This window comes from Flavobacterium tyrosinilyticum (genome assembly GCF_023656565.1).
Lineage (GTDB): Bacteria > Bacteroidota > Bacteroidia > Flavobacteriales > Flavobacteriaceae > Flavobacterium > Flavobacterium tyrosinilyticum.
Window position 1 is genome coordinate 1216846 of sequence record NZ_JAMOKG010000002.1, and the last position, 26314, is coordinate 1243159.

The 26314-nt window shown below is 35.6% G+C and carries 19 protein-coding genes; 11 read left to right on the forward strand and 8 right to left on the reverse strand.

Annotation, left to right across the window (positions count from 1 at the left end):
- Positions 1 to 103: 103 nt before the first annotated feature.
- Entirely contained in the window at positions 104 to 2080 is a 1977-nt protein-coding gene (locus NCC77_RS13035; protein WP_250835961.1) for a sigma 54-interacting transcriptional regulator, read from the forward strand.
- Positions 2081 to 2168: 88 nt separating this feature from the next.
- Here the strand turns inward: NCC77_RS13035 and NCC77_RS13040 are convergent, their stop codons facing one another.
- A complete protein-coding gene (locus tag NCC77_RS13040) occupies positions 2169 to 2957 on the reverse strand; it encodes an alpha/beta hydrolase (RefSeq protein ID WP_250835962.1) in 789 nt (262 codons plus the stop codon).
- A gap of 281 nt (positions 2958 to 3238) precedes the next feature.
- On the opposite strand from NCC77_RS13040, the gene NCC77_RS13045 reads away from it, so the two are divergent.
- The gene (locus NCC77_RS13045; protein ID WP_250835963.1) at positions 3239 to 4075 is read left to right on the forward strand and encodes an alpha/beta fold hydrolase; all 837 of its coding nucleotides are present in this window, start codon (positions 3239 to 3241) and stop codon (positions 4073 to 4075) included.
- Positions 4076 to 4243: 168 nt separating this feature from the next.
- Here the strand turns inward: NCC77_RS13045 and NCC77_RS13050 are convergent, their stop codons facing one another.
- A complete protein-coding gene (locus NCC77_RS13050; RefSeq protein WP_250835964.1) occupies positions 4244 to 4924 on the reverse strand; it encodes a metal-dependent hydrolase in 681 nt (226 codons plus the stop codon).
- A gap of 604 nt (positions 4925 to 5528) precedes the next feature.
- Here NCC77_RS13050 and NCC77_RS13055 point away from each other — a divergent pair.
- Genes NCC77_RS13055 through NCC77_RS13070 form a run of 4 tightly spaced genes read left to right on the forward strand, consistent with a single transcriptional unit; the run spans position 5529 to position 10277 of the window.
- The gene (locus NCC77_RS13055) at positions 5529 to 6980 is read left to right on the forward strand and encodes a TolC family protein (protein ID WP_250835965.1); all 1452 of its coding nucleotides are present in this window, start codon (positions 5529 to 5531) and stop codon (positions 6978 to 6980) included.
- Positions 6981 to 7973: an HlyD family secretion protein gene (locus tag NCC77_RS13060; protein WP_250835966.1), complete on the forward strand. Its 993-nt coding sequence runs from the start codon at positions 6981 to 6983 to the stop codon at positions 7971 to 7973. It begins immediately after the preceding gene.
- 5 nt (positions 7974 to 7978) lie between these two features.
- Positions 7979 to 9154 (forward strand): ABC transporter permease, encoded by a 1176-nt coding sequence (locus NCC77_RS13065; RefSeq protein WP_284705089.1) that lies wholly within the window; start codon positions 7979 to 7981, stop codon positions 9152 to 9154.
- The gene (locus NCC77_RS13070) at positions 9123 to 10277 is read left to right on the forward strand and encodes an ABC transporter permease (protein ID WP_250835968.1); all 1155 of its coding nucleotides are present in this window, start codon (positions 9123 to 9125) and stop codon (positions 10275 to 10277) included. Before NCC77_RS13065 ends, NCC77_RS13070 begins: the two co-directional genes overlap by 32 nt.
- 603 nt (positions 10278 to 10880) lie before the next feature.
- On the opposite strand, the gene NCC77_RS13075 is transcribed toward NCC77_RS13070, so the two are convergent.
- From NCC77_RS13075 to aspT, 4 genes are read right to left on the reverse strand one after another with little or no spacing between them, the layout of a single operon-like run.
- On the reverse strand, positions 10881 to 12074 hold the full coding sequence (locus NCC77_RS13075; protein WP_250835969.1) for a porin: 1194 nt from the start codon (positions 12072 to 12074) through the stop codon (positions 10881 to 10883).
- A gap of 20 nt (positions 12075 to 12094) precedes the next feature.
- Positions 12095 to 13144, reverse strand: a complete 1050-nt coding sequence (locus NCC77_RS13080) for a type II asparaginase (protein ID WP_250835970.1) — start codon at positions 13142 to 13144, stop codon at positions 12095 to 12097.
- Between the two features lie 28 nt (positions 13145 to 13172).
- Positions 13173 to 14819 carry an aspartate 4-decarboxylase gene (gene aspD, locus NCC77_RS13085; RefSeq protein WP_250835971.1) on the reverse strand — a complete coding sequence of 549 codons (1647 nt, stop codon included), beginning with the start codon at positions 14817 to 14819 and terminating at the stop codon, positions 13173 to 13175.
- A 35-nt stretch (positions 14820 to 14854) separates the two neighbouring features.
- Complete coding sequence (gene aspT / locus NCC77_RS13090; protein WP_250835972.1) at positions 14855 to 16549, reverse strand: aspartate-alanine antiporter; 1695 nt, start codon at positions 16547 to 16549, stop codon at positions 14855 to 14857.
- 538 nt (positions 16550 to 17087) lie between these two features.
- On the opposite strand from aspT, the gene NCC77_RS13095 reads away from it, so the two are divergent.
- Both NCC77_RS13095 and NCC77_RS13100 read left to right on the forward strand, forming a co-directional pair.
- Positions 17088 to 18707 (forward strand): arylsulfatase, encoded by a 1620-nt coding sequence (locus tag NCC77_RS13095; protein WP_250835973.1) that lies wholly within the window; start codon positions 17088 to 17090, stop codon positions 18705 to 18707.
- Between the two features lie 131 nt (positions 18708 to 18838).
- A complete protein-coding gene (locus NCC77_RS13100) occupies positions 18839 to 19861 on the forward strand; it encodes an LLM class flavin-dependent oxidoreductase (protein WP_250835974.1) in 1023 nt (340 codons plus the stop codon).
- 65 nt (positions 19862 to 19926) lie between these two features.
- On the opposite strand, the gene NCC77_RS13105 is transcribed toward NCC77_RS13100, so the two are convergent.
- Positions 19927 to 22302 carry a TonB-dependent receptor gene (locus NCC77_RS13105; protein WP_250835975.1) on the reverse strand — a complete coding sequence of 792 codons (2376 nt, stop codon included), beginning with the start codon at positions 22300 to 22302 and terminating at the stop codon, positions 19927 to 19929.
- Positions 22303 to 22465: 163 nt separating this feature from the next.
- Here NCC77_RS13105 and NCC77_RS13110 point away from each other — a divergent pair, with 163 nt between their 5' ends.
- The 3 genes from NCC77_RS13110 to NCC77_RS13120 all read left to right on the forward strand — a co-directional run bounded on the left by NCC77_RS13110 (position 22466) and on the right by NCC77_RS13120 (position 25302).
- Positions 22466 to 24067 carry a histidine kinase gene (locus tag NCC77_RS13110; protein WP_250835976.1) on the forward strand — a complete coding sequence of 534 codons (1602 nt, stop codon included), beginning with the start codon at positions 22466 to 22468 and terminating at the stop codon, positions 24065 to 24067.
- Position 24068: 1 nt separating this feature from the next.
- Complete coding sequence (locus NCC77_RS13115; RefSeq protein ID WP_250835977.1) at positions 24069 to 24764, forward strand: LytR/AlgR family response regulator transcription factor; 696 nt, start codon at positions 24069 to 24071, stop codon at positions 24762 to 24764.
- Between the two features lie 133 nt (positions 24765 to 24897).
- Complete coding sequence (locus NCC77_RS13120; RefSeq protein ID WP_250835978.1) at positions 24898 to 25302, forward strand: putative quinol monooxygenase; 405 nt, start codon at positions 24898 to 24900, stop codon at positions 25300 to 25302.
- A 120-nt stretch (positions 25303 to 25422) separates the two neighbouring features.
- Here the strand turns inward: NCC77_RS13120 and NCC77_RS13125 are convergent, their stop codons facing one another.
- Positions 25423 to 26160, reverse strand: a complete 738-nt coding sequence (locus NCC77_RS13125) for a DUF3667 domain-containing protein (RefSeq protein ID WP_250835979.1) — start codon at positions 26158 to 26160, stop codon at positions 25423 to 25425.
- Between the last annotated feature and the right edge of the window lie 154 nt (positions 26161 to 26314).

Here is a 26314-nt window from a genome sequence, read left to right on the forward strand (position 1 = left end):
ATTTTTATTTATCTAAATTTGAAAACCACTAATTTTAATTATGATAATTAACTATTTTTGTATCAATAAATTAAGTGCAAGATAAGATAAAAAAAACTCACTTATGAAAAACTCTCCCGATAACGGATATGAAACTGTTTCTTCAGGTTTGAAAAAACGAATTTTAATTGTAGAAGATCAATTTATTGAGGCTCACGATTTACAGTTAATTCTCGAGAAAGCAAATTATGAAGTGATTGGTATCGCGCGGTCGGTAGAACAGGCATTGGAACAAATTGAAATTGAAAAACCAGATCTAGTCTTCTTGGATATTATGCTCAAAGGAAGCCGAAATGGTATTGAGCTGGCACATATTCTTAAAGAGAAATATATTGGTTTCATATTTATTTCTGCCAATTCAAGTAAAACTGTATTAGATCAAGCTAAAACTACTCATCCTTATGGGTTTATCGTAAAACCTTTTCGTGATCAAGATGTTCTAACAACTCTTGAAATTGCATTTTATCGACAGCAATATAGCTTAGAAAGTCAGTTGATGCAACAATTTCAGCTTCAGGGAGCAATTACTGAAATTATAAATTCAAATCTAAAGAAAGAAGAGGCATTAGTGGCATTTGCAAAAGCAGCTCAAACTTTTATTCCTTTTGATTATTTGGAAATGGGTTTTGTTACTTCAACACATTATGACAGTATCGGAATTGTCCGCAGAAATTTAGAACAATATCAAATCATCAATTTGCAAAAACTTTCGCAAATAGCGGTATTGTCAGAAAAGGAAATCAATGAAACTTACAGGAAATCTAAAGTAGATGAAAAACCTGTAATTTATAGCGAAGAAGCATTGATTAACAATCTACAAGAAGCGCCAATTAAAGCTTTAATTGCACATAATTTTGGGATCAAATCTTATTTGGTTTTTCCGATTTCAATAGCGTCGATCCAGAGCTATCATTTTACTTTTTACAGCCGTAGCCTTACTGTTTATTCTCAAGAACACTTGCGATTATTAGGTTCACTCGAACCGCTTTTTCATCAATTTATTGCTAAAATTTATTCGAAAGAAGATTTAAATCTGCCTATTAAAAAAACGGAAGTCAAAAGCACAACTTTTCCCGCAAAGACACGAGAAGGCTTTGAAGGGATTATTGGCAACAGTTCGCAAATGGGCACAGTTTTTAATTATATTCGGAAAGTTTCGCCTTCAGATACTTCGGTTCTGGTTTTAGGAGAAAGCGGAACAGGAAAAGAAAAAATTGCGCAAAGCATACATGCTTTATCTCCGAGAAAAGACAAGCCTTTGGTTATTATTAATTGCGGTGCTATTCCTGAAAATCTTGCCGAATCTTTGCTTTTTGGACATGAAAAAGGGGCTTTTACAGGCGCTTTGGACAGACGTATCGGTAAATTTGAATTGGCAGATGGAGGAACTATTTTTTTAGACGAAATAGGAGAGATGTCTCTCGAATTGCAGGTAAAACTGCTTCGTGTTCTGCAAGAAAGAGAAATTGAACGTGTAGGCGGTACTTCGTCAATGAAAATTGATGTTAGAATTATTGCCGCAACCAATAAAAATTTGGAAGAAGAAGTGGCGGCAGGACGATTTAGAATGGATTTGTACTATCGTTTGCATGTTTTTCCGATTATGGTTCCGCCGTTAAAAAAGAGAAAAGAAGACATTCCTGATTTAGCCAATCATTTTATAGCAGTTTATAGTGAGAAAATGGGCAGAAAAGCGCCCATTCTTTCCGATTTTGCTTTGCAGCAGATTATAAATTACAATTGGCCAGGAAACATTCGAGAACTCGAACATGTAATGCAACGCGCCATTTTGCTGACAGAAGGAAATACAATTAAAGAAATTGAACTTTCTATGTCTTCCAAAATACATCCTGAACCAGCACAAGAATCCTTTTCAATAAAAACGATATTAGAAAATGAACGAGATTATATTTTGTATATCCTTAAAAAATGCAACGGAAAAATTTCTGGTGCTGGTGGTGCTGCCGAAATTTTGGACATTCATCCGTCGACTTTAAATTCTAAGATTAAAAAACTGGAAATAAAGAAAGGAATTATTTAGCAGACCAAGTAAATTCTGTTTTTTAAAATCGCATTTGAAAATATAGCCCGTGGTTTCAACCACGGGAACACAAAAAAAACGCAATCCATTAAGAAATTTTCTTTAGCCAATTGGCGATGAACTCAGCAATAGTCTGCCAGTTTTCTTGATTTATACTCAAATGATTACCATCTTGAAATTCTTTGTAACAAGTGATAGAATGAAGGTTTTTATATTTTTTAAAGTTCAAATTATTTAAAGAAGCAGGAACAAAAGCATCTTCTGAACCCGCTACAAACAAAAGCGGATTGTGTTTTTTCTTGAAATCAATCTTAGCCGATTTAGAATAAATGTCTCGTATAACTGATTTAGATTCGGGAATCAATAAAGCTTCGTAAGCTTCTTTTTGCTTTTCAAACGGCATTTGGTTCGCAAAATAGTATTGCCATGTCTTAAAAGGCATTAAAAAGGGCTTATTTGTTGGACTAAGACCATCGGAAAGATTCCAAATGGCTTTATAAAACGAAAAATTAAAATGCATAAGATTGCTAGGCGGAATAGAATTGATGCAGATTCCGTGCGATCCCAATTCTTTTTGAAGCAGTAGTTGAGTTACAAGTCCGCCATAGGAATGACCTATTAAAATTGGTTTTTCAGGAAGCTTGTCAATGATTTCAGTATAATAATCCAATAAATTATCTAAACGAATTAAAGCAATTTTGGACTCTGAATGGGTTTGTCTTAAATCGACTGCCAATTTGTTTTTGTAAAGCCAAGGCGGAGCAACCGTTTTATAGCCTTCATTTTCAAAAAAAACAATCCATTCTTTCCAGCAGACATGGCTGATGAATGTTCCAGTAATAAACATAATCGTTTTTTTAGTAGATAAATACATCATATCGAAGCTGTTAGATTAATGTTTAGAAAAGAATACTATTTCATTTACAAAAAACAAAAGGAATGCCTTTTTTATAAAGTATTGATTCTAAAAGCATTGTTCTTAAAACAGATGTAGGAATTATTATATATCGTTAAAAAGAAGATTGAATTCTTGAAATATCATAATTCTTTAGCATACGAATAATCGTTAAATGCTTTATTGTTAGTGTTCTGCGTTTTGGTTTAATCTTTGTCTACTTGATGAAAACGAATATTGATTTCAACCTTTAACTTATAATTATGGAAAAAATTTATGACGCAGAAACACGTTTTGCCGATTTAGGCGATCGTAAAATTGCTTATCGTTCGTACGGCAAAGGAAAAGCAGTAATTTTTGTGAACCGTTTTAGAGGAACACTAGATACTTGGGATCCGTTGTTTGTGGCATCGATGGCAGAAAAGTTCAACGTTATCGTATTTGATTATTCTGGAATTGGCTCTTCTACAGGAAGTCTTGCTCCAGACATTACCGTTGTAGCCAAAGACGTAAAGGATTTGGCAGATGCCTTAAAATTAGATTCGGTTATTGTTTTAGGATGGTCTTATGGTGGGTTGGTGGCACAGACGGCAACTTTGCTTTATCCTAATTTGGTCACGCATGCCGTTTTGGTAGGAACAAATCCGCCAGGAAAAAACGAAATTCCTATTGAGCAAGCTTTTTTTGATGCAGCACTTAAACCTTTAAATGATTTTGAGGATGAAATTGTGCTGTTTTTTGAACCAAAATCAGAATCAAGCCGTTTGGCAGCAAAAGCTTCGCACGATAGAATTCATAAAAAGATAGAAGTAGATAAAATTCCTTCAACAATGGATGTTTTTCAATTGTATTTTGGCGGAGGAGATACTTTTAGAGAAGATGCTTTAAACTTCAGAGAACAATTGAAAAAGACCAAAACTCCTATTCTGATTATTTCTGGAGATCATGATATCAGTTTTGCCGTAGACAATTGGTATCCGATTATCAATCAAATGACAAATGCGCAAATGATTGTTTATGCCGGAACAGGACACGGACCTCAGCATCAATATCCGGAACTTACCGCGCAGTACATCATTAATTTTGTAGAATACATATAATTGTAGTTTATCAGCAGAACTTCATTATATGCAAAAGGAATAGTGTCAGCAGCTATTCCTTTTTTTTTATGAAAAAATTTCTGTGTTGTTTTCTGTGGTCTTTTTTATAAAATGATATTTCGCTAAAACCCACATTTTAGCGAAATATAGCAAAGAAAAATAACCAATTTAAATTTCAATTGTTGTGTTTATTTTAGGTAAGAATAATTGAAAAGAAGCTTTATTAAACTCCTCTAAAGCTTTTTGATGATCCATTACAATAAAACCAAAAGTATCGTAATGAACGCCTAATATTTTGTTTACTCCAACGAGTTTTGCGGCTTCAATAGCTTCTTCAATTCCCATAGTAAGTCCGTCGCCAATAGGGAAAACAGCAAAGTCAAGTGGGGTAAATTTGGGAATAAGCTGCATGTCTAAAGTCAGAGCCGTATCGCCGCTGTAATAGAAATTTCCATCTGTTGTTGAAAGCACAAAACCACAGGCAATTCCGCCGTAAGAGCCATCTATGAAACTGCTCGGATGCTGGGCTACCACACATTTTACAGTTCCAAAATCAAAATCAAACTTTCCTCCTGGATTGATGGGATGTGCATTTTCGATTCCGTTTTTCAGTAGCCAATTATAGATTTCAAAATTTCCGAGCACTTTTGCGCCCGTATTTTTGGCAATTCGCTCTACATCCAGAATATGGTCATAATGCGCATGAGAGATAAAAATGTAATCTGCCTTTATAGCATCTACATCAACTTCTTTTGCTAACTCATTTGGTGTAATAAAAGGATCAAAAAGAAGGTGTTTTCCGCCAGCATAAACAGAAAAACACGAATGTCCGTAGTAAGTAACTTTCATGATAAATAGTTTTAAATCAGTTAATAATGATAATTATTTTCAAGAAATGTGCCAGTGGGGAATGACGTTATAAAAGCAAAATTATTAAGAATTGTATTTGAATACTCCAAAGGGAGCACAATAATAGTAGTAGATTCTACATTTGGCTAAAACCCTAGCCGCAGAAATTCCTGTAAACCTCCAGCTAAAGCTAGAGGCAATTAAATTTGATGCTCCAGCGGAGCAGAATATTTATAGAAAAATCTATTTCGCATCTACAAAAAAGCTCCAGAGGAGCGACATAAAAAATGGTTTTAGAGAAGGAGATTGCATTACAATGATTTTCTATAAATTAAAATAGCACTTATAAAATAAAATTTTTATCTTTAACTAGTTGGTATATTGGTTTATATGTATTTTTTTTTTGCTGGTATACTTTTTTCGCTGTTTAAGTTAAGGACCCCAAATTTTCATAAACAGTATATTCTAAAAACAATCAAACCATTTCAGAATTTATCTGAATAATAAGTTTTTATCTCATTTCTATTTTATCCTGCAGTTTTTAATTAAACAGCAAAGAAGTCGCTAGTTAAAAGTAATTTCAAATCATTAGAATATTATATAGATGCATATAAAACTACAATTTCTAAAGCTTTTTATTTTGTTTTGCTTTTTGTCGTCTCTGGAAACAAAAGCGCAGACCACTTCTCTTGAAGAATGTTTTTCTATCGCGCAGCAAAATAATATTACCATCAAGCAGGCAAGATCTGCATTAAAAACAGGCGAATACAATCTACAGGCAGAAAAGAAAGGCTATTTGCCTAAAGTAGATCTTTTATCGAGTTATTCTTATTTGAGCAGTCCGCTTACGATAAATCTACAGACCGTTAAAGATGGAATCGTTGAAGGTTCATCACAGCAAAGTGTCAATACGGCAAACGAAATTTATCATGAAATTACAGGAAACAATTTATCGCAGGCAGCACAGGATCGTATTTATAATACTTCAAAAACGGTTATTGGAGGCATTTATCCAGACTATAATCCTAGTTTAAGCAAACAGTCTTATTTTGTTGCAGGAGTGGGAGTTCGTCAGCCTATTTTTCTGGGAAACAAAATAAACTCGAGTATAGATCTGGCTCAATCGGTTGCTAATTCGGCGGGAATTGGTGTTGAAATTGCTGGTAAAGAAGTTAATTTTTTAATTGCAGTGCAATATCTTAGAATATTGTACCTCAACTCCTTAATTAAGAAACAGGAACAGATTGTAAGTGCTTTAGACAAAAATAAAAATTATGCCGAAGAATTGGTAAAAAATAAAATACTGCCTCCATACCAAAAAAATTGGACGAATGTGGTTTTAATTCAGGCTCAGACTCAGTATAACAATATCAAGATGGAAAAACAAAATGCCCATCTTGAACTGAATAAACTGATGGGAGTGGACCTTGACGCTGCAATAGTGATTTCTGATACTTTAAAATATGCCGAAATCAATTTAGAGAAACCTATGAATGAGTATTGGCTTACAAATCCAGTGTACAGAATTGCAAATAACAAAATCTCTTATGCAGAAACTGCCGAAAAGATTAGCAAATCATTGGCTTTGCCTAACATTTTTGCCATTGGGAATTACAATTTGTATCAGAAAGACTTACCCGTTTCTATTCCCGATTGGTTTGTAGGGCTAGAATTGCAATGGACTTTGTATAACGGACAGACCAATAAAAAGACTTTGGCAGCAAAACAGTTGATAGAAGAAGCGAAGCTAGGAGAAGAGAATTCCAGTTTAATGCTTCAGGTGCAGTCGAGAGTCGCGAAGAACAAAATGATTTCATTGCAAAATGATGTTATGGCTATGGATGCAGCGAGAAAGGAAGCCAATACGACAAGCAGTTTAATAACCAAGAGAATGAACAATCAGCTCTCGTCGCCAAAAGATGTTAATGATGCTTTATTGATAGAAACAGAAATAGAAAAAGGGTATTATACCGCTGTTTTGGGATACTATCTGGCATTAGCGGAATATTTTAATAGTTTAGGAAATCCAAGTCAAATAACGCAATTTATTAAATAGATGAAAGATATATTTAAAAACTACTGGGCGCTGATTATTCCAATCTTTGTAGTAATAGCAGGACTGATTTTTTTCTTAAAAGACAACAATAAAGAAGATGATAATTTTATAGGAATGGTTGATGCCACAAGTGTTGACGTTGCGGCCGAATTTCCAGGCAGATTGGATTCGCTACTTGTAAAACAGGGCGATACAGTAAAAACAGGACAATTGCTGGCCGTGCTTCGATCTAACGAAATAAACGCCATAAAAGCTCAGGCATTATCGGCAATTGATGCCGCAAAAGGACAGCAGGAATTGCTTACACAAGGAGCAAGACCAGAGCTGATAGAAGCAACTTCTAAATTGTATCAAATCAGCCAAGAGCAATATAAATTGTTTAGCACGACTTATGATCGTATGGAACGATTGTATAATGAAGATGTAATATCGGGACAGGAAAAGGATGTTTTCTATTTTAAATTTCAAGCGGCAAAAAAGGAAATGGAAACCGCACAGTTAAATCTGCAAATGCTCAAAAATGGTACAAGGCCTGAATTGCTAAAAACTGCAAATGCTATTGTAAAACAAGCAGAACAAGCTTATGAACTAACCAAAGCGCTTGGAGATAATACGAGAGTTTATGCTCCAGCAGATGGCGTAATTTCTAACTTGGTTACGCATCAGGGCGAAATTATTTCTATTGGGTATCCGATTATGACCATAGAGAAAAAGAACTCAACGATAATTAAGTTTAATATCCGACAAGATAAATCCAATTTGCTTAAAGTGGGAAGCAAGACAGCAGTTAAAGTTCCAGGTTGCCAGCCCGAAACGTTTGATGCCGTTGTGCATTCTATTGTGCCTACCTTGGAATTTGCCAATTGGGTTCCGTCCAAAGATAAAGGGGAATTTGAATTGAGAACTTTTACAATAGAAGTGAAACCCGAAAACCTTGCACAGATTAAAGGACTTCGTTCTGGTATGACCGCTTCTTTAATTCTTCCTCAATGATTTTGATGCTGAACATAATTATAAGGGAATGGAAGCGCATTCTGAGTTTAAAGGTTTTTTACTTGGTCATGCTTGTAGTTCCTGTCGCTTTGTTTTTCTTCTATGCTTTTATATATCAGAAGCAAGATGCCAAGAATTTAGCATTTGCAATTTGGGACGAAGATCAAAGTGCCATAAGCCGAGAGCTGATTTTTTTATTAGAACAAAAAGAAACGTTGCAGATTACGAGAAGAGTAAGCAGCGAAGCCGAAGTTAAAAAACTGATTCAAGAAGGTAAAATATTGGGCGCCGTGCATTTTCCTGCCAATATGCAGAAGAATATCTACAGCCGTCATCCGAGTAATGTGACTTTGTACACCAATGCCGCCGCGCTTGTTCCTGCTAAGTTAGTTTATAAGGCTGTTGCAGAAGTTGTAATTACAGGAAGTACAGGGGTAATTTTGCAGAAACTGGTAAAAACGGGAATGAAATCTGATCAAGCCATGGCGATTGCAAATCCGATTAGTCTGAGAACCTATCAGCTTTATAATCCAACTTACAATTATCAGGAATATTTGGTTCCAGGATTAATAACAGTCGGAATGCAGATGATTCTAATTATCAGTTCTATGCTGGCTTTAAATTATGAATGGATTACAGGAACGATGCACGAATTGTACGATTCTTCAAAAGGTTCTGTTCTCAGAGTAATTGTCGGAAAAACAATAGCTCATCTAGCCATCAGTTGGATTAATTTTCTCATTATTACAGGAATTATTTTTACTTTTTTCGATATCGGGCTTCCCGCAGCCACAGGGAAGTTTTTTGTACTATACACCATGCTTTCTCTGGCATGCATTGGTATCGGAATGTTTATATCGGCTTTGTTTAAAGATGTAATGCTTTCTGGAGATGTGGCTCTTTTTTATACTTCGCCTGCTTTTGTGTTCAGCGGATTTACTTTTCCGAGATGGGCAATGCCTTGGTACGATCAGTATTATGCGCTTATTATGCCTTATACCGCTTTTTTAGACGGATTTTTTAAGGTGTATTATATGAATTTGCCTTTAAAATATGCTCAAGACGAATTCGCCAAACTCTTGTTGTTTTGCTTGGTAATGTACCCGACAGCAATGTTGTTGTTTAAACGTCAATTTAATTCGATTAAAGATGAAAAAGAAACCGCAACAATCGCTGATTAGTCTCTTTTTGAGAGAAGCTTCGCAAGTAGTAAAGGATCATAGTTTGCTGCTTACGCTTCTTATTGCTCCTTTGCTGTATGCTTTTTTTTACGGAAGCATTTATATCAATAAAGAAGAATTCGATGTAAAATTGGCTGTGGTAGATGACGATGGTTCGAGATTATCACGTTTGCTGCAGCAAAATATAGACGATTCTCCAATAGTAGAATTGATTCATTTTTCGAATTTGGAACAGGCAAAGGAGCAGATGTATCAAGGCAATTGCCAAGGCTATTTTTATATTCCAGAGGGAACAGAAGCCAATTTGCTGAGTTTAAAACAAAGCAATGTAGTATTGGCAATCAATGCGGCCAGATTTCTGCCATCAAGTGATTTGTTATTAAATGTGCAACAGATATGTTTGACCGTTGGAGCAGGAGTGCGCCTTCAATATTATCAGAAAAAAGAAGGAATGAGTACTACCATTGCAATGGAGAATGTGATGCCTGTAAATTTAGATTATCGTCCTTTATTTAATGAAAGATCGAGTTATGGCGCATTTTTATTGCCAGGTTTGTTGGCTTTAATTCTGCAGCAGACTTTATTGATTGGTTTGTGCGAAAGTGTGGCAGGTGAGCGGCAGCGTTCTCGATTAAAAGAATGGTTAGGTTCGGGTATTTCTAATGGTATTTGGGGCAAAGGATTATTCTATCTGATGCTTTTTGCTTCGTATGGATTTTTCTTTTTAAATGTAAATTACAAACTGCTCAATTTACCCATGAGAGGCAGCGGATTTGAGTTAAGCTTATTACTGCTTTTGTTTATTGTGACTTTAATTCCGATGGCTCAGTTTATTGGTTCGTTGTTCCAATCGCAATTGCTTTGTTTGCAGATGATGGCTTTTTCGACTTATCCGATTTTCTTGATTACAGGATACAGCTGGCCATTTGAATCGCTTCCGCTAGCATTGCAGTGGCTGTCTAATCTTTTGCCTACAACGCCTTTTATTGTTTTATATACCGCCATTGTACAATCGGGTGCCAGTTTATGGGATAATCCGTCTGTTTTATTGCATCTTATATTGCTTTTTGCTTTTTATAGTACGATTTGTTTTATTCGTTTAAAATATTTGATGAGGAGATAATAAAGAATTAAGAATTAAGAATAAAGAATAAAGATTAAAGAATTAAGATTAAAGGATTAAGATTAAAGGATTAAGATTAAAGGATTAAGATTAAAGGATTAAGATTAAAGGATTAAGATTAAAGGATTAAGATTAAAGGATTAAGATTAAAGCATTAAGAGTTGTGAGTTATGCCTAATCATTACGCAGCATATATTCAAATATAGCCCGTGGTTTTAACCACGGGAATGCGGGATGAGTTATGAGTGTTGCCAATCATTATGTATATATTTAAACATAGCCCGTGGTTTCAACCACGGGGACACGGGTGAAATGTTTATAACCAGTTATTAATTTGAATTGACTCCAGCTTTAGTTGGAGTTTATATAAAGTAAATCAAAATGGCTTTAGCCAAAAATAGCGATTTGACTAAAGCATTGTTCTTGAAGCTGTTAAATGCCTCTAGCTAAGGCTTTAGGCTATTCAAAAAGAAGCTTAACTTAAAGCATTTTGAATTATTCTTAAATCTGCCTAATCTGCGAGAGAACAAATTAGAAATGCTGGAATAAATCGAGTTTTACGATTTGTTCCAGCATTTCTAATTGAGTTAATTATTTAAAATTTTATAATACAACTAGAGGCGAAATTATACCAATCATAATTCTTCCAGTAGTGCTATTAGATTGCCCTAAACTTGTTTTTGAATAATCGCTGTACTCATAAAAACGAGCAACATAAGTGGCAAAGAACTTTAAATTAAAGTTTTTAATGGGATAAAATTCTACTGTCGGAATAACGCCCCACGCGGTACGGATACGGCTAGAGCTGATATTTGGATCGGGTATATCTTTCCATGAAGCTGTGCTAACCATTCCAATTGCCGAAATTTTCCAGTTTTCATTCAATGAATATACAGTTCTCAGCCAATGTTCGATATAATATACATTTTCTGCCGCATGATCTAAAACCGTGTCTGGAATTAAAGAAGTCACAACTCCTGTTCGATCCAGATCTTCGCTGCTCCATTTGAAATCATATTGAAAAAGCCATTTTTTGGTTCGAAACTGATTTCCTAATGCCGTATAATACATATTTACGGGGTGTCCATTTTTTGAAGCTTCCTGAAAAATACTGAAACTGTAAATCGTTTTAAATTTTCCATCTAAAAAACTACCGTTCCAGTTTCCAACATAGGCAGCAGGGAATTTTGCTTCTTCGACATTTGGCACATTTTGATAGAGTTCAGGAAAGGTTTTGGTTCGAGAATTTAAAATCTGTGCAGAAAAAACATGATCCTTATTGAGTTCCCAGTTGAACTGAACTCCAGTTAAAAAGTTATCTGAATTATCGACAATATCATTGTACTGATAAATGTCAATTGGATTCATGTCAAACTCATAACCACCCCAGTTTGCGGTCATTTTTCCAATGGCAATACTTGTCCTGTTGGATATATTATACCCAATAAAAGCCAAGTCTGTAGAACTGCTGATATTGTCTGTAGATTGTGGTTCAGTCTCTTTAGTATATCGGTCTCTAAACCTAAAAAATACTTTATCCTTATACACTTTCCCTTTTACTTCCAATCTAAATTGGTTCACTTCAAATTTACTGCTAGTATATTTTCCGTCTTCAATATAGCTATTAAAACCAACCTGAGTATTGAAAATTAAATCGACATTATTGAGCAAATCAACTTTGGTTGCTTTTATTAGGGGAGTTTTATGATTGAGAACGGTATCAGTCTGTTTTTCCTGCTGTGCATAGGCACCAGCGGCCAGAAAAACACTCAAAATTATTGAAGTTAAGATACGCATAGTTTACAATATCAAATGGTTTAATACTCAAAGAAGTATTCTTGGAGTTTTTTACTGTCAGTAGTTTGGGTAAGTCCCAACATTAATAAAATCCTCGCTTTTTGCGGAATTAAATCATCTGCGACTATAGTACCAAGTTTTTGATCATCGGTTTCGTCAAATAAAGTAACTCTTCCAGACGGTACTCTAGAAGCTCTTGCAACGGCAATTCCTTTTTTAACAGCGCTAGCCGCAGCATCTGAGTTTACTTTGTTTAGATTTCCGTTACCTAAACCGCCAGTTACAATTCCTTTTACTCCCGAAGCTACATACGCATTTATGGCAGTTGCTGGCGCATCTGCATATAATTCTACAACGGCTACTTCTGGTAAAGTGGTTAAACCTGTAATATCAAACGGAGTATTTTTATTGGCTTTTCTTACTGGAGTTTCATAAAGAGAAACTTTTCCGTCATAAACCTGTCCGATTGGACCGCTGTTTGGAGCTGTAAATGCATTTAAGTGCGTGGTACTGGTTTTTACGGCATTCCTTCCCGTAAAAATATATTCATTAAATACTAGTAAAACACCACTGTGCGCTGCTTGTTTAGATGCTGCTAAAGTTACGGCATCATATAAATTCTTTGGACCGTCTGCGCTTATGGCTGTTGCTGGACGCATAGAACCGGTAACGATTACGGGTTTGTCAGATCGTACTGTCAACGATAAAAAATAAGCTGTTTCTTCCTGCGTATCGGTTCCGTGAGTGATTACGATACCATCGGCTTCATTATTTTTATAAATTTCGTTGATTCTTTTATTCAGCTTAATCCAAATCTCGACAGTCATGTCCTGACTTCCTACATTTGAAATCTGTTCTCCAGAAATTTCGGCAACTTTATCAATTCCTGGAACCGCTGCGATTAAATCTTTTATGGGCAATTGTCCCGCAGTATAAGCAGAGCGATCTGCAGATGCACCTTGTCCCGCAATTGTTCCTCCAGTTGCAAGTATCTTAATTCTAGGTAATTTTTGGGCATAAATACCTGTTACCAATAAAACGGACAATAATAAAGTAAATAAATTTTTCATAGGTTTAATATTTTAATTTAAGCTTCTATTATTTTGTTGAGTTTTCCCAGCTGGTTACATATTCCAATAAAATTTTACGGATATTTTTTCCTAGAATCAGATAACTGTCCGTTGGAAGATTGGCAAGTGAAACTCTGATACTCCATTCAGGTCCTGCGAAACCGCCACCGTTTAAAAGTACGATTGCTGTTTTTTCTGCCAAACGGAATAAGACATCAACAGGTTCAAAATTTGTTTTTAGCCAATTGGCAAAATCATCCCCGTGAAAGTGTTTTGCCGCTACCATAATATCTATTTCAGAATAATATCCGGCACGCATCGGATCTTCTAGAATAGGAACTTCTAATCCTTCCCATAGCAGACTTAAACGTTTATGAATGATAGATTGTGTAAGTGTTTTGTAAACATCCTGAGTATCTAATAAACAGAATGCAGAAAAAAGCATCATCTGAAATTGCTGAGGTAACGATAATCCTGCTGTGTGGTTTAAGGCAACTTGTCGGCTATCAGCTACAAGTCTGTCAATAAATTTGATTTTTTCTGGCTCTAATGTCAGAGAAGAATAACGATCGTGCAGTTCTTTTTTAAGATCCGGACTTAAATTGGCAATTTTTTTATCGAAAATATTGTCCTGATGAATGGCAATTGTTCCAAGTCTCCAGCCTGTACAGCCAAAATATTTTGAGAATGAATATACTGTGATGGTATTTTGTGGAATAATAGCCATTAATGATCTAAAATTATTAACGAAAGTTCCATAAACATCATCAGTAATAACCATTAAACCAGGATTATGATTTTTTACGATATCAGCAATATAATTTAATGTTTCAGTGCTCATTGCAGAAGATGGCGGATTACTTGGGTTTACCACAAAAGCCACTTTAACTGCTGGATCTTTAAGCTTATCTAATTCAGAATTTGGATATTGCCAAGTATGGAATCCATTTTCTCCAACGCCGCTTGCTTCTACGTAAACGACATCAAATTTGTATCGTTCTAATTCAGGAATTTCGATGTAAGGTGTAAAAGTAGGCGTAAGCAAGGCTATTTTATCGCCACGTTCGGTAAGGTGGTTTTGCATGAGCGAATCAAAAATATAACACATTGCAGCAGTTCCGCCTTCAACAGCAAAAATATCATACTTGCCCTTGTCATTTCCTGCACCGCACATTTCCTGTACCAAATAATCATGAACAATAATTTCTATCTGACTTAGCATACGATCTGGGACAGGATAGTTAAATCCGATTACAGCTTCAATCCATTCACGAATCCAGGCATCACCATCAAAATCGTGTTTGTCTACACCATAATGATAGGTTTTTTCTAAAAGTGCAGCAGCAGGAGTGTCTTTATGTTTCAATAAAAAAGCTTCAAAACGAGAAGCCACTCCGCTTTTGTTTTGTACAATTCCTGCGAGAATGCCTTGTTCTTCCATAACATTACGGCATTCTTCTAATGCAAATTGTCCGAAAAGGAAAAAAGCTTCTCTAGGAACAGTAGCAATCCAGTTTGGATTTCCTCTTCCAGCGTTAAGTGTTATCGCCGTAGATTTAAGCGCGCTTTCATCTGCCAAATGAATTAATTCATTTTTAATTTCAAATGGGCTGAGGGTCTGAAGTGTTTTTTCTACCTCTCTTGATGTTTTTATTTTTGAAATATCAATTGCCATGACTAAAATGTTTAGAGATTATATAAAAAATTCGACTAACTCATGATTAAAATAATGACGACGCCCCATATAATGAGTAGCGTATTACCAACGGCATAGGTCACGGTATAACCCAATGCAGGGGTTTTGCTTTTTACGGCATCTTGCAGAGCTCCAAGGGCGGCAGTAGTTGTTCTTGCCCCAGCAGCACATCCTAAAGTAATGATAGGATGGAATTTGAAAATGTATCTTCCTATAAGAAGTCCGAGGATTAACGGAATGGCTGTTGCTGCAGCACCCGCAATGAAAAGCCCCCAGCCAGCTTCTTGAAAACCGACAATAAAACTTGGACCCGCTGTAATACCCACTACAGCGATAAATATGTTTAATCCAACATTATTCATGATCCATAATGCAGGCTCTGGAATTCGCCCAAAAGTAGGATGCTGACCTCTTAGCCATCCGAAGAAAAGTCCAGATATTAAGGCACCGCCACTTGTACTAAGGCTTATTGGCACTCCGCCAACTTTAACGGTTAATGCTCCAAGTAATCCTCCCAGTACTATTCCTAAACCAACAAAAGCCATATCGGTAGAATTTGTAGGGCGGTCTGGATAGCCAATATGTGTCGCAACTTGATCTACGTCTCGTTTAATTCCAATTAGTTCGATCATATCTCCTTTTTGAAGAACAGTATTGGGTAATATGGGCATCTGGATTCCAGCTCTTTTTAAAGATCTCACGACAACGCCATGCATGTATTTTAAATGACGTAAATCGGCAAGGGTTTTATTTATTACTTCTTTCTTTACAACGAGTACACTTAATACTTCTACTGGAAAATTTAGAAGTTCGATATCTAACACCTCTTTTTCATTTACAGCAACGTAATTCATCATGTATTCTCTTCTTCCGCCGAGTGCAACAACATCATTTTCTTGAATTACAAATTCTGGAGAAGCGTCTATAATTTCTTTTCCTCTTCGGATGCGCTGTATAAACAAACGTCTTTTATTTCTTTCCAATTCATTTTCAACTTCTGCCACTGTTTTGTTATTAGCATAAGAGTTTGAAGAGATTTGATACGCATTATATATAACACGATCATAAGCAGAGGCAATACTTGGATCATCGCCAATGGCATCTCCTCCAAGCTGAATCTCGAGTTCTTTTGCTTTTTCGACTAAATTACCGCCTAATAACTTTGGACCAATAGAAGCCAATAGCCAAGCAGATCCTGCAGTTCCGAAAATATAAGTTACAGCGTATGCAACTGGAATTTTGTTGATTAATGCTGCTTTTTGATCAGCAGGAATACTAAGCTGATTGATAGTGTCAGACGCGACACCAATTACCGCAGATATGGTTTGAGAGCCTGCAAGCATTCCAGAGGTTAATCCCATGTCGTAGCCCATAATTTTCCCTATTAGATACGGACAGATCAAACATAAAACGCACACTATAGCCGCATAAAACATTTGAGGCAATCCATCTTTTTTTAATCCTCCAAAGAATTGGGGTCCGACACTGTATCCAACAGCGAAAAGAAACATTAGAAAAAATACAGATTTAACGTTGGGAGAAATGACAATGTCCAATTGCCCGACTAAGACTCCCACAAGTAAAACACTGGTAACAGTTCCTAAGGAAAAGCTTCCAACTTTAAATTTTCCGATAAAATAACCTAGTGATAGCGTGAGAAAAATGGCCAGTTCGGGATAATCTTTTAATGTAGTAATAATCCAATCCATAATTATTTGTTTTTAGTTTAGATATATCAATAATTGATTATGAAAATCGAGGAGCAGGAAAAAGATATGGGGAGAGGCGTTTAGGAAGGAATTTTTTAAGCCATTCAAAAATATGTCATAAAGTGAGAATAATTGCATAAAATGACAGGTAGAGATGTTCCAAATTATAATTTGAAACAAGAAAACTTGCAACTTAACATTTTGATAATTAAGATTTTTGTTTGAATTGTCTTTGTTTTTTTAGAAATTTAAACAAATCTCACTTAAGCTTGAAAAAATATAATAAGGTGAAAATTTATAAATCAAGCAGCGTTTTAAGAATTAAATTTTAAGAAAGGTTTATTTAGAAAATTTATATTCTCGTTGCATATTATAATTTGCAACCAGTTTAGAAAAAACGGCTCTCTTATTAGCTGTAATTTAGGTTATCAAAAAAGTTTCTCATTCTGGAATTCTTTGAGAAGTAAAAAACGCTATTTCTTACTGCACTTTTTTGCCAAGATTTTAAACAAACCATATTTAATTAAAATTTAAAACCATGAAAAAAAATGCCTTAAAATTAATTTTTGCAGGTCTGTTATGTTGCACTGTGATGGGAAGCATAAACGGACAAACCAAAAAGAAGCCTAATATTATTATGGTAATTTCTGATGATACTGGCTGGGGAGATTTAGGAGTGTACGGCGGAGGAGTTGGACGCGGAATGCCTACGCCTAATCTGGACAAAATGGCTAAAGAAGGAATGCAGTTTTGGTCTTTTTACGGACAGCCAAGTTGTACACCAGGAAGAGCTGCGATGCTAACAGGGCGTATTCCGAATCGAAGCGGTATGACTACCGTTGCTTTTCAGGGACAAGGAGGCGGATTGCCCAAAGAAGAATGGACTCTAGCTTCGGTGCTTAAAAAAGCCAATTATAAAACCTACTTTTCTGGAAAATGGCACCTTGGAGAAGCAGACTATTCGATGCCGATTGCTCATGGTTTTGATAAAATGCAGAATGTAGTGCTTTACCATTTGAATGCTTATACTTATGCTTTCCAGTCTTGGAATCCGGAGATGTCTTCAGAGATGCTAGAACTTTTCAAAAAAGTGACTACAGGTGTACTTGAAGGTGAAGCAGGTGGAAAAGCCCGCGAGGTAAGTAAAGTAACCGAAGAGAATATTGCTGAGCTGGATATGATGATGGTAGAAAATAACTTAAAGCAGCTTGATGAATATGGAAAAAGCAAAGATCCGTTTTTTATGTGCATCAATTTTGCTAAAAACCATCAGCCAAACCTTCCTTCAAAACAATTTGTTGGCAAATCTCCAGGTAAAAGCAAATATTCAGATGCTGTTGTAGAAATGGATTACAATGTAGGGCGTATCATGGATAAGATTCGTTCTTTGGGTATTGCCGAAAATACTATTGTTATTTACACAGTAGATAATGGTGCTTGGCAAGATGTGCATCCTGATTCGGGATATACTCCTTTTAGAGGCACTAAAGGAACAGACAGAGAAGGTGGTAGTCGTGTACCTGCAATTGCTTGGTGGCCAGGACAAATTGAAGCAGGAAGCCAAAGCCATGATATTGTAGGTGGGCTTGATCTTATGGCGACATTTGCCAGCCTTGCTGGAGTAGAACTTCCTAAAAAAGACAGAGCTGGTGCCGATATGGTTTTTGATAGTTATGATATGTCAAACGTGTTGTTTAAAAAAGGAACGCCACTTCGTGATAGATGGTTCTATTTTACAGAAGCCGAATTATCGCCAGGTGCTGTACGAATCGGAAAATTCAAAGCAGTATTTAATACCCGAGGAGATAATGGTGCTATTGCCGGAAGTGACGCACCTGGACAACAGCTTGGTTGGCGAGGAGATGAAACCTATGTAGCGACAGTCCCTGCTATTTATAACTTGTGGCAAGATCCCCAAGAACGTTATGATTTGTTTATGAACAGCTGGACAGAGAAAACATGGACTGCAATAATTTTTAATCAAGCTATTGCTGATCTGATGAAAACGTATGCTCAGATTCCTCCAAGAGCACCTCAGAGCGAAACTTTTACGGGTGAAATGCAGATTGAACGATATAGAACTATCGAACAAGTGAAAAAAATGATGAATGAAAAGAAAGTTAATCTTCCTCCTTTAAGCGTAGACCCTAAGCAATAATTAGAAGGCAAAATTATCTGCTCTGATAATTTTATAGATAAGCAAAACCATGTACTTTTCAAGAAAAGACATGGTTTTCTTTTTCTTATTAGTTATCCGTATATTTGAGAGAATAAAAAAATAAAGCCATTATGAAGAAAATAGGATTTTTATCATTTGGGCATTGGGCTAATCATCCGTCATATAAAACTCGTACAGCAGCAGATACCTTGTTGCAATCCATCGATTTAGCAGTGGCTGCTGAAGAAATAGGTATAGATGGTGCTTATTTTCGAGTACATCATTTTGCGCAGCAATTGGCATCGCCTTTTCCTTTGCTTGCGGCAGTAGGAGCGAAAACAAGTAAAATTGAGATCGGAACTGGCGTAATCGATATGCGTTATGAAAACCCATTGTACATGGTAGAAGATGCTGGATCTGCCGATTTAATATCGGAAGGTCGTTTGCAGTTAGGAATTAGTAGAGGATCACCAGAACAAGTTATTGACGGTTGGAGTTACTTTGGCTACGAACCTGAACAAGGAGAAACTGATGCCGATATGGGCCGTAAAAAAGCGCTGGAATTTTTGGATAAACTTAAAGGAGAAGGATTTGCAGAACCAAATCCGTACCCAATGTTTCCAAATCCGCCTGGATTATTGCGCATTGAACCGCATTCTGAAGGATTAAGAGAAAGAATCTGGTGGGGAGCTGCGTCGAATGCAACCGCTATTTGGGCTGCCGAAAACGGAATGCATCTTCAGAGTTCTACACTTAAGTACGATGAAAACGGAAAACCTTTTCATGTGCAGCAAGCCGAACAGATAAGATTGTATAAAGAAGCCTGGAAAAATGCAGGCCATCAGCGTGAAGCAAGAGTTTCGGTAAGTCGTTCGATATTTGCTTTGGTCAATGAGCAGGATCGATATTATTTTGGCGGACAAGCCAAAGGCAATGATAGTTTTGGTTATATCGAGCAAGACAAGAGAGCCATCTTTGGTAAAAGCTATGCAGCAGAACCCGATAAATTAATTGAAGAACTTGCTCAAGATGAAGCTATTCAAGAAGCGGATACTTTATTGCTAACTATACCGAATACCATAGGTGTAGATTACAATATTCATATTTTGTCTTCTATTTTAGAACACGTTGCACCTGCATTGGGCTGGCGATAAGTTTTGATAAAAAGAATGATAAAGGCCCTCTGCTTACAGAGGGCTTTTTTATGAAATAATAGTGTTTAATCTCTATTGGCATCATTGGCTTGTCTAATTGCTTTTGCATCGGTTAGATTAAAACGATAAACAAAACTCAAGCGATATCTCGCTGCATTTGGAATGCTATTATCTCTAATAACATAATCGGTTCCAGTGGTAACGCTTTTATATTGACGAAGATTAAAAGCATTCGTAACATCAAAAACAATAGTGGCTTTATCTTTAAGCAGAAGTTTGCTTAACCCGAAATCAATTGATTGTAATGCTTCGCTGGTAGTTTGTGCATTGCGTTTTTCTCCACGAAAGTTATAACGGCCTTGAAAACTAAATTTAGCAGGAAGTTTAATCTGCGTGCTGAGTCGAGCCGTAAAGTTTTGACTGCTATAATCTAGGTTTTCGTCTCTATAATTTCCTTTTTGTTTGAAGTGATAATAATTCATTTCGGCATTAACCTGAAGCCATTTTAACGGATTATATAATGTCGATAATTCAATTCCGCTTCTTATTTCGTAATCAATATTTATGGGTGTGGTAAGAAAGATATCATCTTGGCGATACGTATAATCTTGAATAAAGCCTTTTTCGTATTGATAATAAACCGAAGGATTCAAAGTAAATGTTTTCCAATTTTTAAGAAATGCCATTTCAAATGCATCCGTATAAGAAGGATTTAAATCAGGATTTCCGATATATTGTGCATTTAAATCGGTGACTTCATTGAAAGGATATAAAGCATATAAGGACGGACGTTTAATGCGTTTGCTGTAATTTAACTGCAATGCCGAAGCATCAAACTTATAAGATAGATTGATAGTAGGAAAGAGTTTGTTATAGTTTTTTTTATCGCTATACGCATTTTCTACATCTTTAATGGCAATATCTGTAAGCTCGGCTCTTAATCCCAACATATAACTAAAATTATTGATTTTACTGCTAAATTGCGTATAAGCGCCCGTTATGGTTTCGTCGTAATTTAAATCATTATCAATATTCTGATAAACGACCCAATTATTATCCTCTTGTTCTTCTGCCAGATAATTGCTTGTAACCGTTCTAATTTCAGTTTTTAATCCAAATTCCAAAGTAGAAAGACTGTCTATTGGCTGAATAAAATCGGTCTTAGCCAGAAAATCTTTGCTGTTTCCTACAGAACTTGTTCTAATGCTGGGATAAGCCATTTCGTCTGGAAGCAAACGCTGTGTAGAAAGATCCCATTTTTTGTCGCTGTTCCACCAATCGTATTGAACGTCAATAGTCCATTTTTTAGCTTTCTGTTGGAATGTTCGTGTATAATTAAACTCAATTTGACTGTAATCCCGTTTTTCCAATGATTTTCCGTGTCTTGTCAAAAGACTATCAGGTGTGGTATTGCCTTGATCACTATCATACTGATAACTCAAATCGGTTTTATCATTATCATGCGTGGCATTCTTTAAAAAAGCTGCTGTTATAGTTTGATGTTCATTAATAAAATAATCGGCACCCATATAAAGCAATTTTCCATCGTCATGACGATCTTCATTCTGCACACGATGCATGTAATTTGGAGCAGTGGTACTATTGGTTACCTGATCGGTTGTGTACAAACCCACATAATCGCTAGAACGGATACTGAAATTGGAAAAAATATTGATTTTGTTTGATTTAAAATTAAGGCTCGGATTAAGACGACTATCATTTGGCGAGCCCGCAACCAATCTAACCTGACCGCTAAAACCACTTTTTTTGTTCTTTTTCAATATAATATTAAGAATCCCCGCAGAACCCGCAGCATCATATCTTGAAGAAGGATTGGTAATAACCTCAATTCGTTCGATCTGATCGGCTGCAATCTGATCAAGCGCATTGCTTTGGGTAAGTCCAGATTGTCTTCCGTTAATTAATATTAAAACATTACTATTTCCACGAAGACTTACCGTTCCCGCAGCATCAACAGCGACAGATGGAACTCCATTTAATACATCGTGAGCAGAACCATTTTGTGAAAGCACATCTTTACCCACTTCAAAAACCTTTTTGTCAAGTTTTAAACTAACATTCGATTTTTGATCGCTAATTTCAACTGCTTTTAATTGTACCATATTGGTAATTAATTCAATTGTACCCAAATCAATTTTTTGTTTTCCTGCAATTAAAGATTGGGTATGATTTTGATACCCCGTGTAACTAAACGAGACAGTGGTTGAACCATTTGGAGCTGCTTCAATAGTAAATAAACCAAGATCGTCTGTTATGGCTGTGGCCAATGTTTTTGAGCTACTATCTTGTATGGTTACCGTTACATAAGGCAGTGCTTCTTTTGTAGCGCTGTCTTGAACTTTACCAGAAATAATGGTTTGCTGTCCTATTCCTAAAAACGGAATAAAGAGAATTAAGGTTTTGATTATTAGAGATTTCATTTTGATTGATTTTGTTGTACAAGATTAATTCATAAAAGAAAACACCGTTTTCTAAAACATTCAAACGGCTCTATAAGCTTTTCAAAAGCATTTGGCAATTCGATATTTGTTCTATCTTTATCTTATGTATAAATCTTACTTTTTTATCGTTTTACTTCTTCTCATGTGTACCTCTTGTAACTATTACAAAGAGTACGTTACAACCGATGTAACATATGATGTTGATTACGATCATCAGAAGATGGATTGGGGTAAACCGGATAGTTCGAGTTTTAGATTCGAAACAAACGTTGAAATACAAAAACGAAAAAATACTTCTCAATCGTTAGGGCTTCAAATAAATGCTTTTGGTGCTTTTGATGTGTATTGGGATGGAGTTTTAATTGGGAGAAATGGTCAAATGGCACAAGCAGATCGTGTTGAGGTGCCAGGAACAGAAACCTCTTATTATCAAATACCGAATAATTTGTCTAAACTCGGGAAACACAACGTTGTTTTAATGGGTTCGCAAACCTACAATAAAGAAGTAGAGCGCGGTATCGATGTAAAACTTAAAGATTATCTACAACTTCAACGTTCACCGCTTATCGTGGTTTCTTTTATGAATATTATGGCAGGTGCTTTTCTTATTGCAGGCATCTATTATTTTTTTCTCTATCTCAATAGTACCCGAAAAGAACTAGCCGTTTTGCTCTTCGGAATTATTTGCCTGCTTTTCTTTTGTTTGCTCATTATCGAATATGTCAAATATTATCTCGACATTCCTTATAATGAATTTTATACCCGTTTAAAGATTATTGGTTGGCTCACTTTTGCTGTTTCAATGCTCATACCTTGGTATTTTATGTTGCAGTTTGAATTTAAAAGAAAGAAACTAGTGCTGTTTTTTTTGTTCATTGTCCTTTTAGCGGTTTATATTGGCTATTATGGTCATTATGACATTTCGGCTGCTTATTTTACTATAACTGCTCGTTTCTTTTCTATTGTAATCGCTATTGAAGCCGCCATTAGAAAAGCAAAAGGCGGACTTATAGTTGCGGCGGGTTTATTGGCAGGAGTAGTGGTCAATTATTTTATGTTTTATGACTTCGGATTGTTTATAGCTTTTACCATTTTGGTCCTTTGTATGCTCTATCTCCATACGATACGGGCAAAAGCAATGGAAGAAGCTCATAATGCATCATTGCTGCTTTCTTCCAGATTGCAATTGGAACTGATTAAGAAAAATATTCAGCCGCATTTTCTTCGAAATACTTTAACCTCGCTGATTGATTGGATTGAGGAATCGCCTAAAGAAGGAGTTGTTTTTATTCGCGCTCTAGCGGAAGAATTTGATATAATGAACGATATTGCCGAAGACACACTTATTCCAATTAGACAAGAGATTGATTTGTGCCGAAGACATTTGGAAGTAATGTCTTTTCGTAAAGAAATTTGTTATGAATGGCAGGAAGAAAGAATAGACCAAAACGAAACGATTCCGCCAGCTATTTTTCATACCATAATAGAAAACGGAATTACGCATAGTCTTCCTCCAAAAGAAGGCTGTATTGTTTTCTGTTTTAAATTTACCAGAGAGAAGCAATTCAAAACATATACTTTGTTGACTTTAGCTAAAAATCGACAAACTAAAAAAGATAAGCGAGTAGGAACTGGATTTAAATACATTGAAGCCAGACTAACAGAAAGTTATGGCACCAATTGGTCTTTTGATTCTCATGCTGTAGAAAAAGGGTGGGAGACCATCATTAAAATTTTTGATTAAGATGAAGATACTCATAATTGAAGACGAAGCTCGTATCGCCAAGAGAGTGGAAAGAATGACACGTGATTTCTTTGACAAAGACGTGCAAATTCTACTTTCTGATTCTCTCGAAAGCGGATTGATAGCGATTGAGAATAATCCAATCGATCTTCTGCTGTTAGATTTAAATCTGAATGGAGAAGACGGATTTGAAATCTTGCAGACTTTTGTGGCAGGACCGTTTCAGACCATTATTATTTCTGCCTATACCGATAAAGCTATTACAGCTTTTAATTATGGAGTTTTGGATTTTGTACCCAAACCTTTCGATCAAAACAGATTGGAGCAAGCCTTTATGCGTTTTACGGCACAGGGAAAACAATCGGGCGGAGATGTTCGTTTTTTGGCAGTAAGAAAAGCAAAGACGTTCAGACTCGTGCCCATTAATGAGATTCTATACATTAAAGGGGCAGGGATTTATACCGAATTGCATTTAGCAAATAACAAAATAGAATTACACGATAAATCGCTTGAAGCTTTAGAAAAACTGCTTCCTGAAACATTCGAAAGAATACATAAATCCTATATTCTCTGTTGGGAACAAGCAGACAAAATTGTGGTAGAAGCAGGTGGAAAGTACAGCATGCAGCTAAAAAACGGTGACTTACTACCCATTGGACGTTCGAAATATAAAGAGATTAAAAACAAGCTGATTTAGTAAAATATTTCAATTTTAAACTATTAGCCAAAACAATTATACAGACAGATCTTTATATTTTCAGTATATTTAAACGCACTAGTAAAGGCTCAAAACTAGGGTAATTATAAATTCAAGACAAAAGAATTAATTTATGAATGGATTTTGGAATAAAATTAAGGTATCGTTTTTATTTACTTTTTTCTCACTTGGTATTATGGCACAAAATAAAGATCAAATGGTTCGCATTGCAGAAGTTGAGATAATACCCGATTATCTTGAGCAATACAAAGCTATTCTTAAAGAAGAAGCAGAGGCATCTATTAGATTAGAGCCTGGAGTGATTGTTATTTTTCCAATGTTTCAAAAAGACCATCCAAATCAGATAAAAATATTAGAAATTTATGCTAATAATGAAGCATATCAGTCTCATTTAAAAACGCCTCATTTTTTACTTTACAAAACATCTACACTTAAGATGGTCAAGTCGCTAAAGCTTAATGATCTTGTGGCTTTGGATGTTGAGGCCATGTCGGCGTTATTTAAAAAATACCAATAAAAGCGGGCAGTGCTCAGTTTAAGTTTGTAAAAGGCTAATTGCTTGAATTAGCTTTTTTCTAATTTCCGGTTCAAAATCAAAATTTATTTGATTTACACGGTTTGATTTTTGGACTTAAAATCAATGGAAATATTTAAGGCCAATAATATTCAAGATATTGTTCATTACAAGTTTCGTTACCAAAAACAAAATTCCAATGCATATCACTCGAATAATTAAACCAGATTTTTTATAATCAAAAACAGAAAAGTATTGATAGTAGAAAATGATCACATATAAGACACTCACTACAGACAGTACATTATTTACCATAAGAAGGAACTCTTTGTTGTCACTAAAAATCATAATGACTGGCAAAACAAGGCTTATGGTTAAGATGCCGCATTGCAGATATAAATTGAGGACTAAGTTTTCGGTATAGTTTTGTTTGCTTTTTTTGAAGAGTAAAAAACTGCCAAGCGCTATAATCGGAATGTGCAGAAAAACAATAAATTTCGAGTAGTCTTTTAAGAGCTTAAAAACTCCAGAGAGTGCTGTTTGATCGTAGATTGAAGAAGGATCAATTTTAGTCCATTTTTTTAGAAAATAACTTAACGTCAGTAAAAGAATTATCGTTGCAAAATAATTAAAGTGTTTCGTTCTTTTCCCTTGAACATATGCTCTAATTCTGTGTCCAGGTCTGGTAAATAGTTCTTTTATAGTGTAGAAAAAGCCTGTGTCAAAATGAAATATTCCGTGAACAAAATCGTGTTGAATAACGTGAGATAAAGAGAATCTATGTGTTGATGCTGATTGGCTGCAGTTGCTACAAAATTTCCCTACGATTTCTTCATTACAATTTAAACAGTTACTTGTCATTGGTTGGTTTTTAATATTGGGTCAATTGATTTTAATTCTTCCGTTTTATCTCGCGAATAGTTATATTTAGTGGCATTTTATAAAACAGATTCGCGAATGTACTTAATTTTTGGTATTTATTTTTTAATACACTTTAACGAATTGTCAAAAAAGA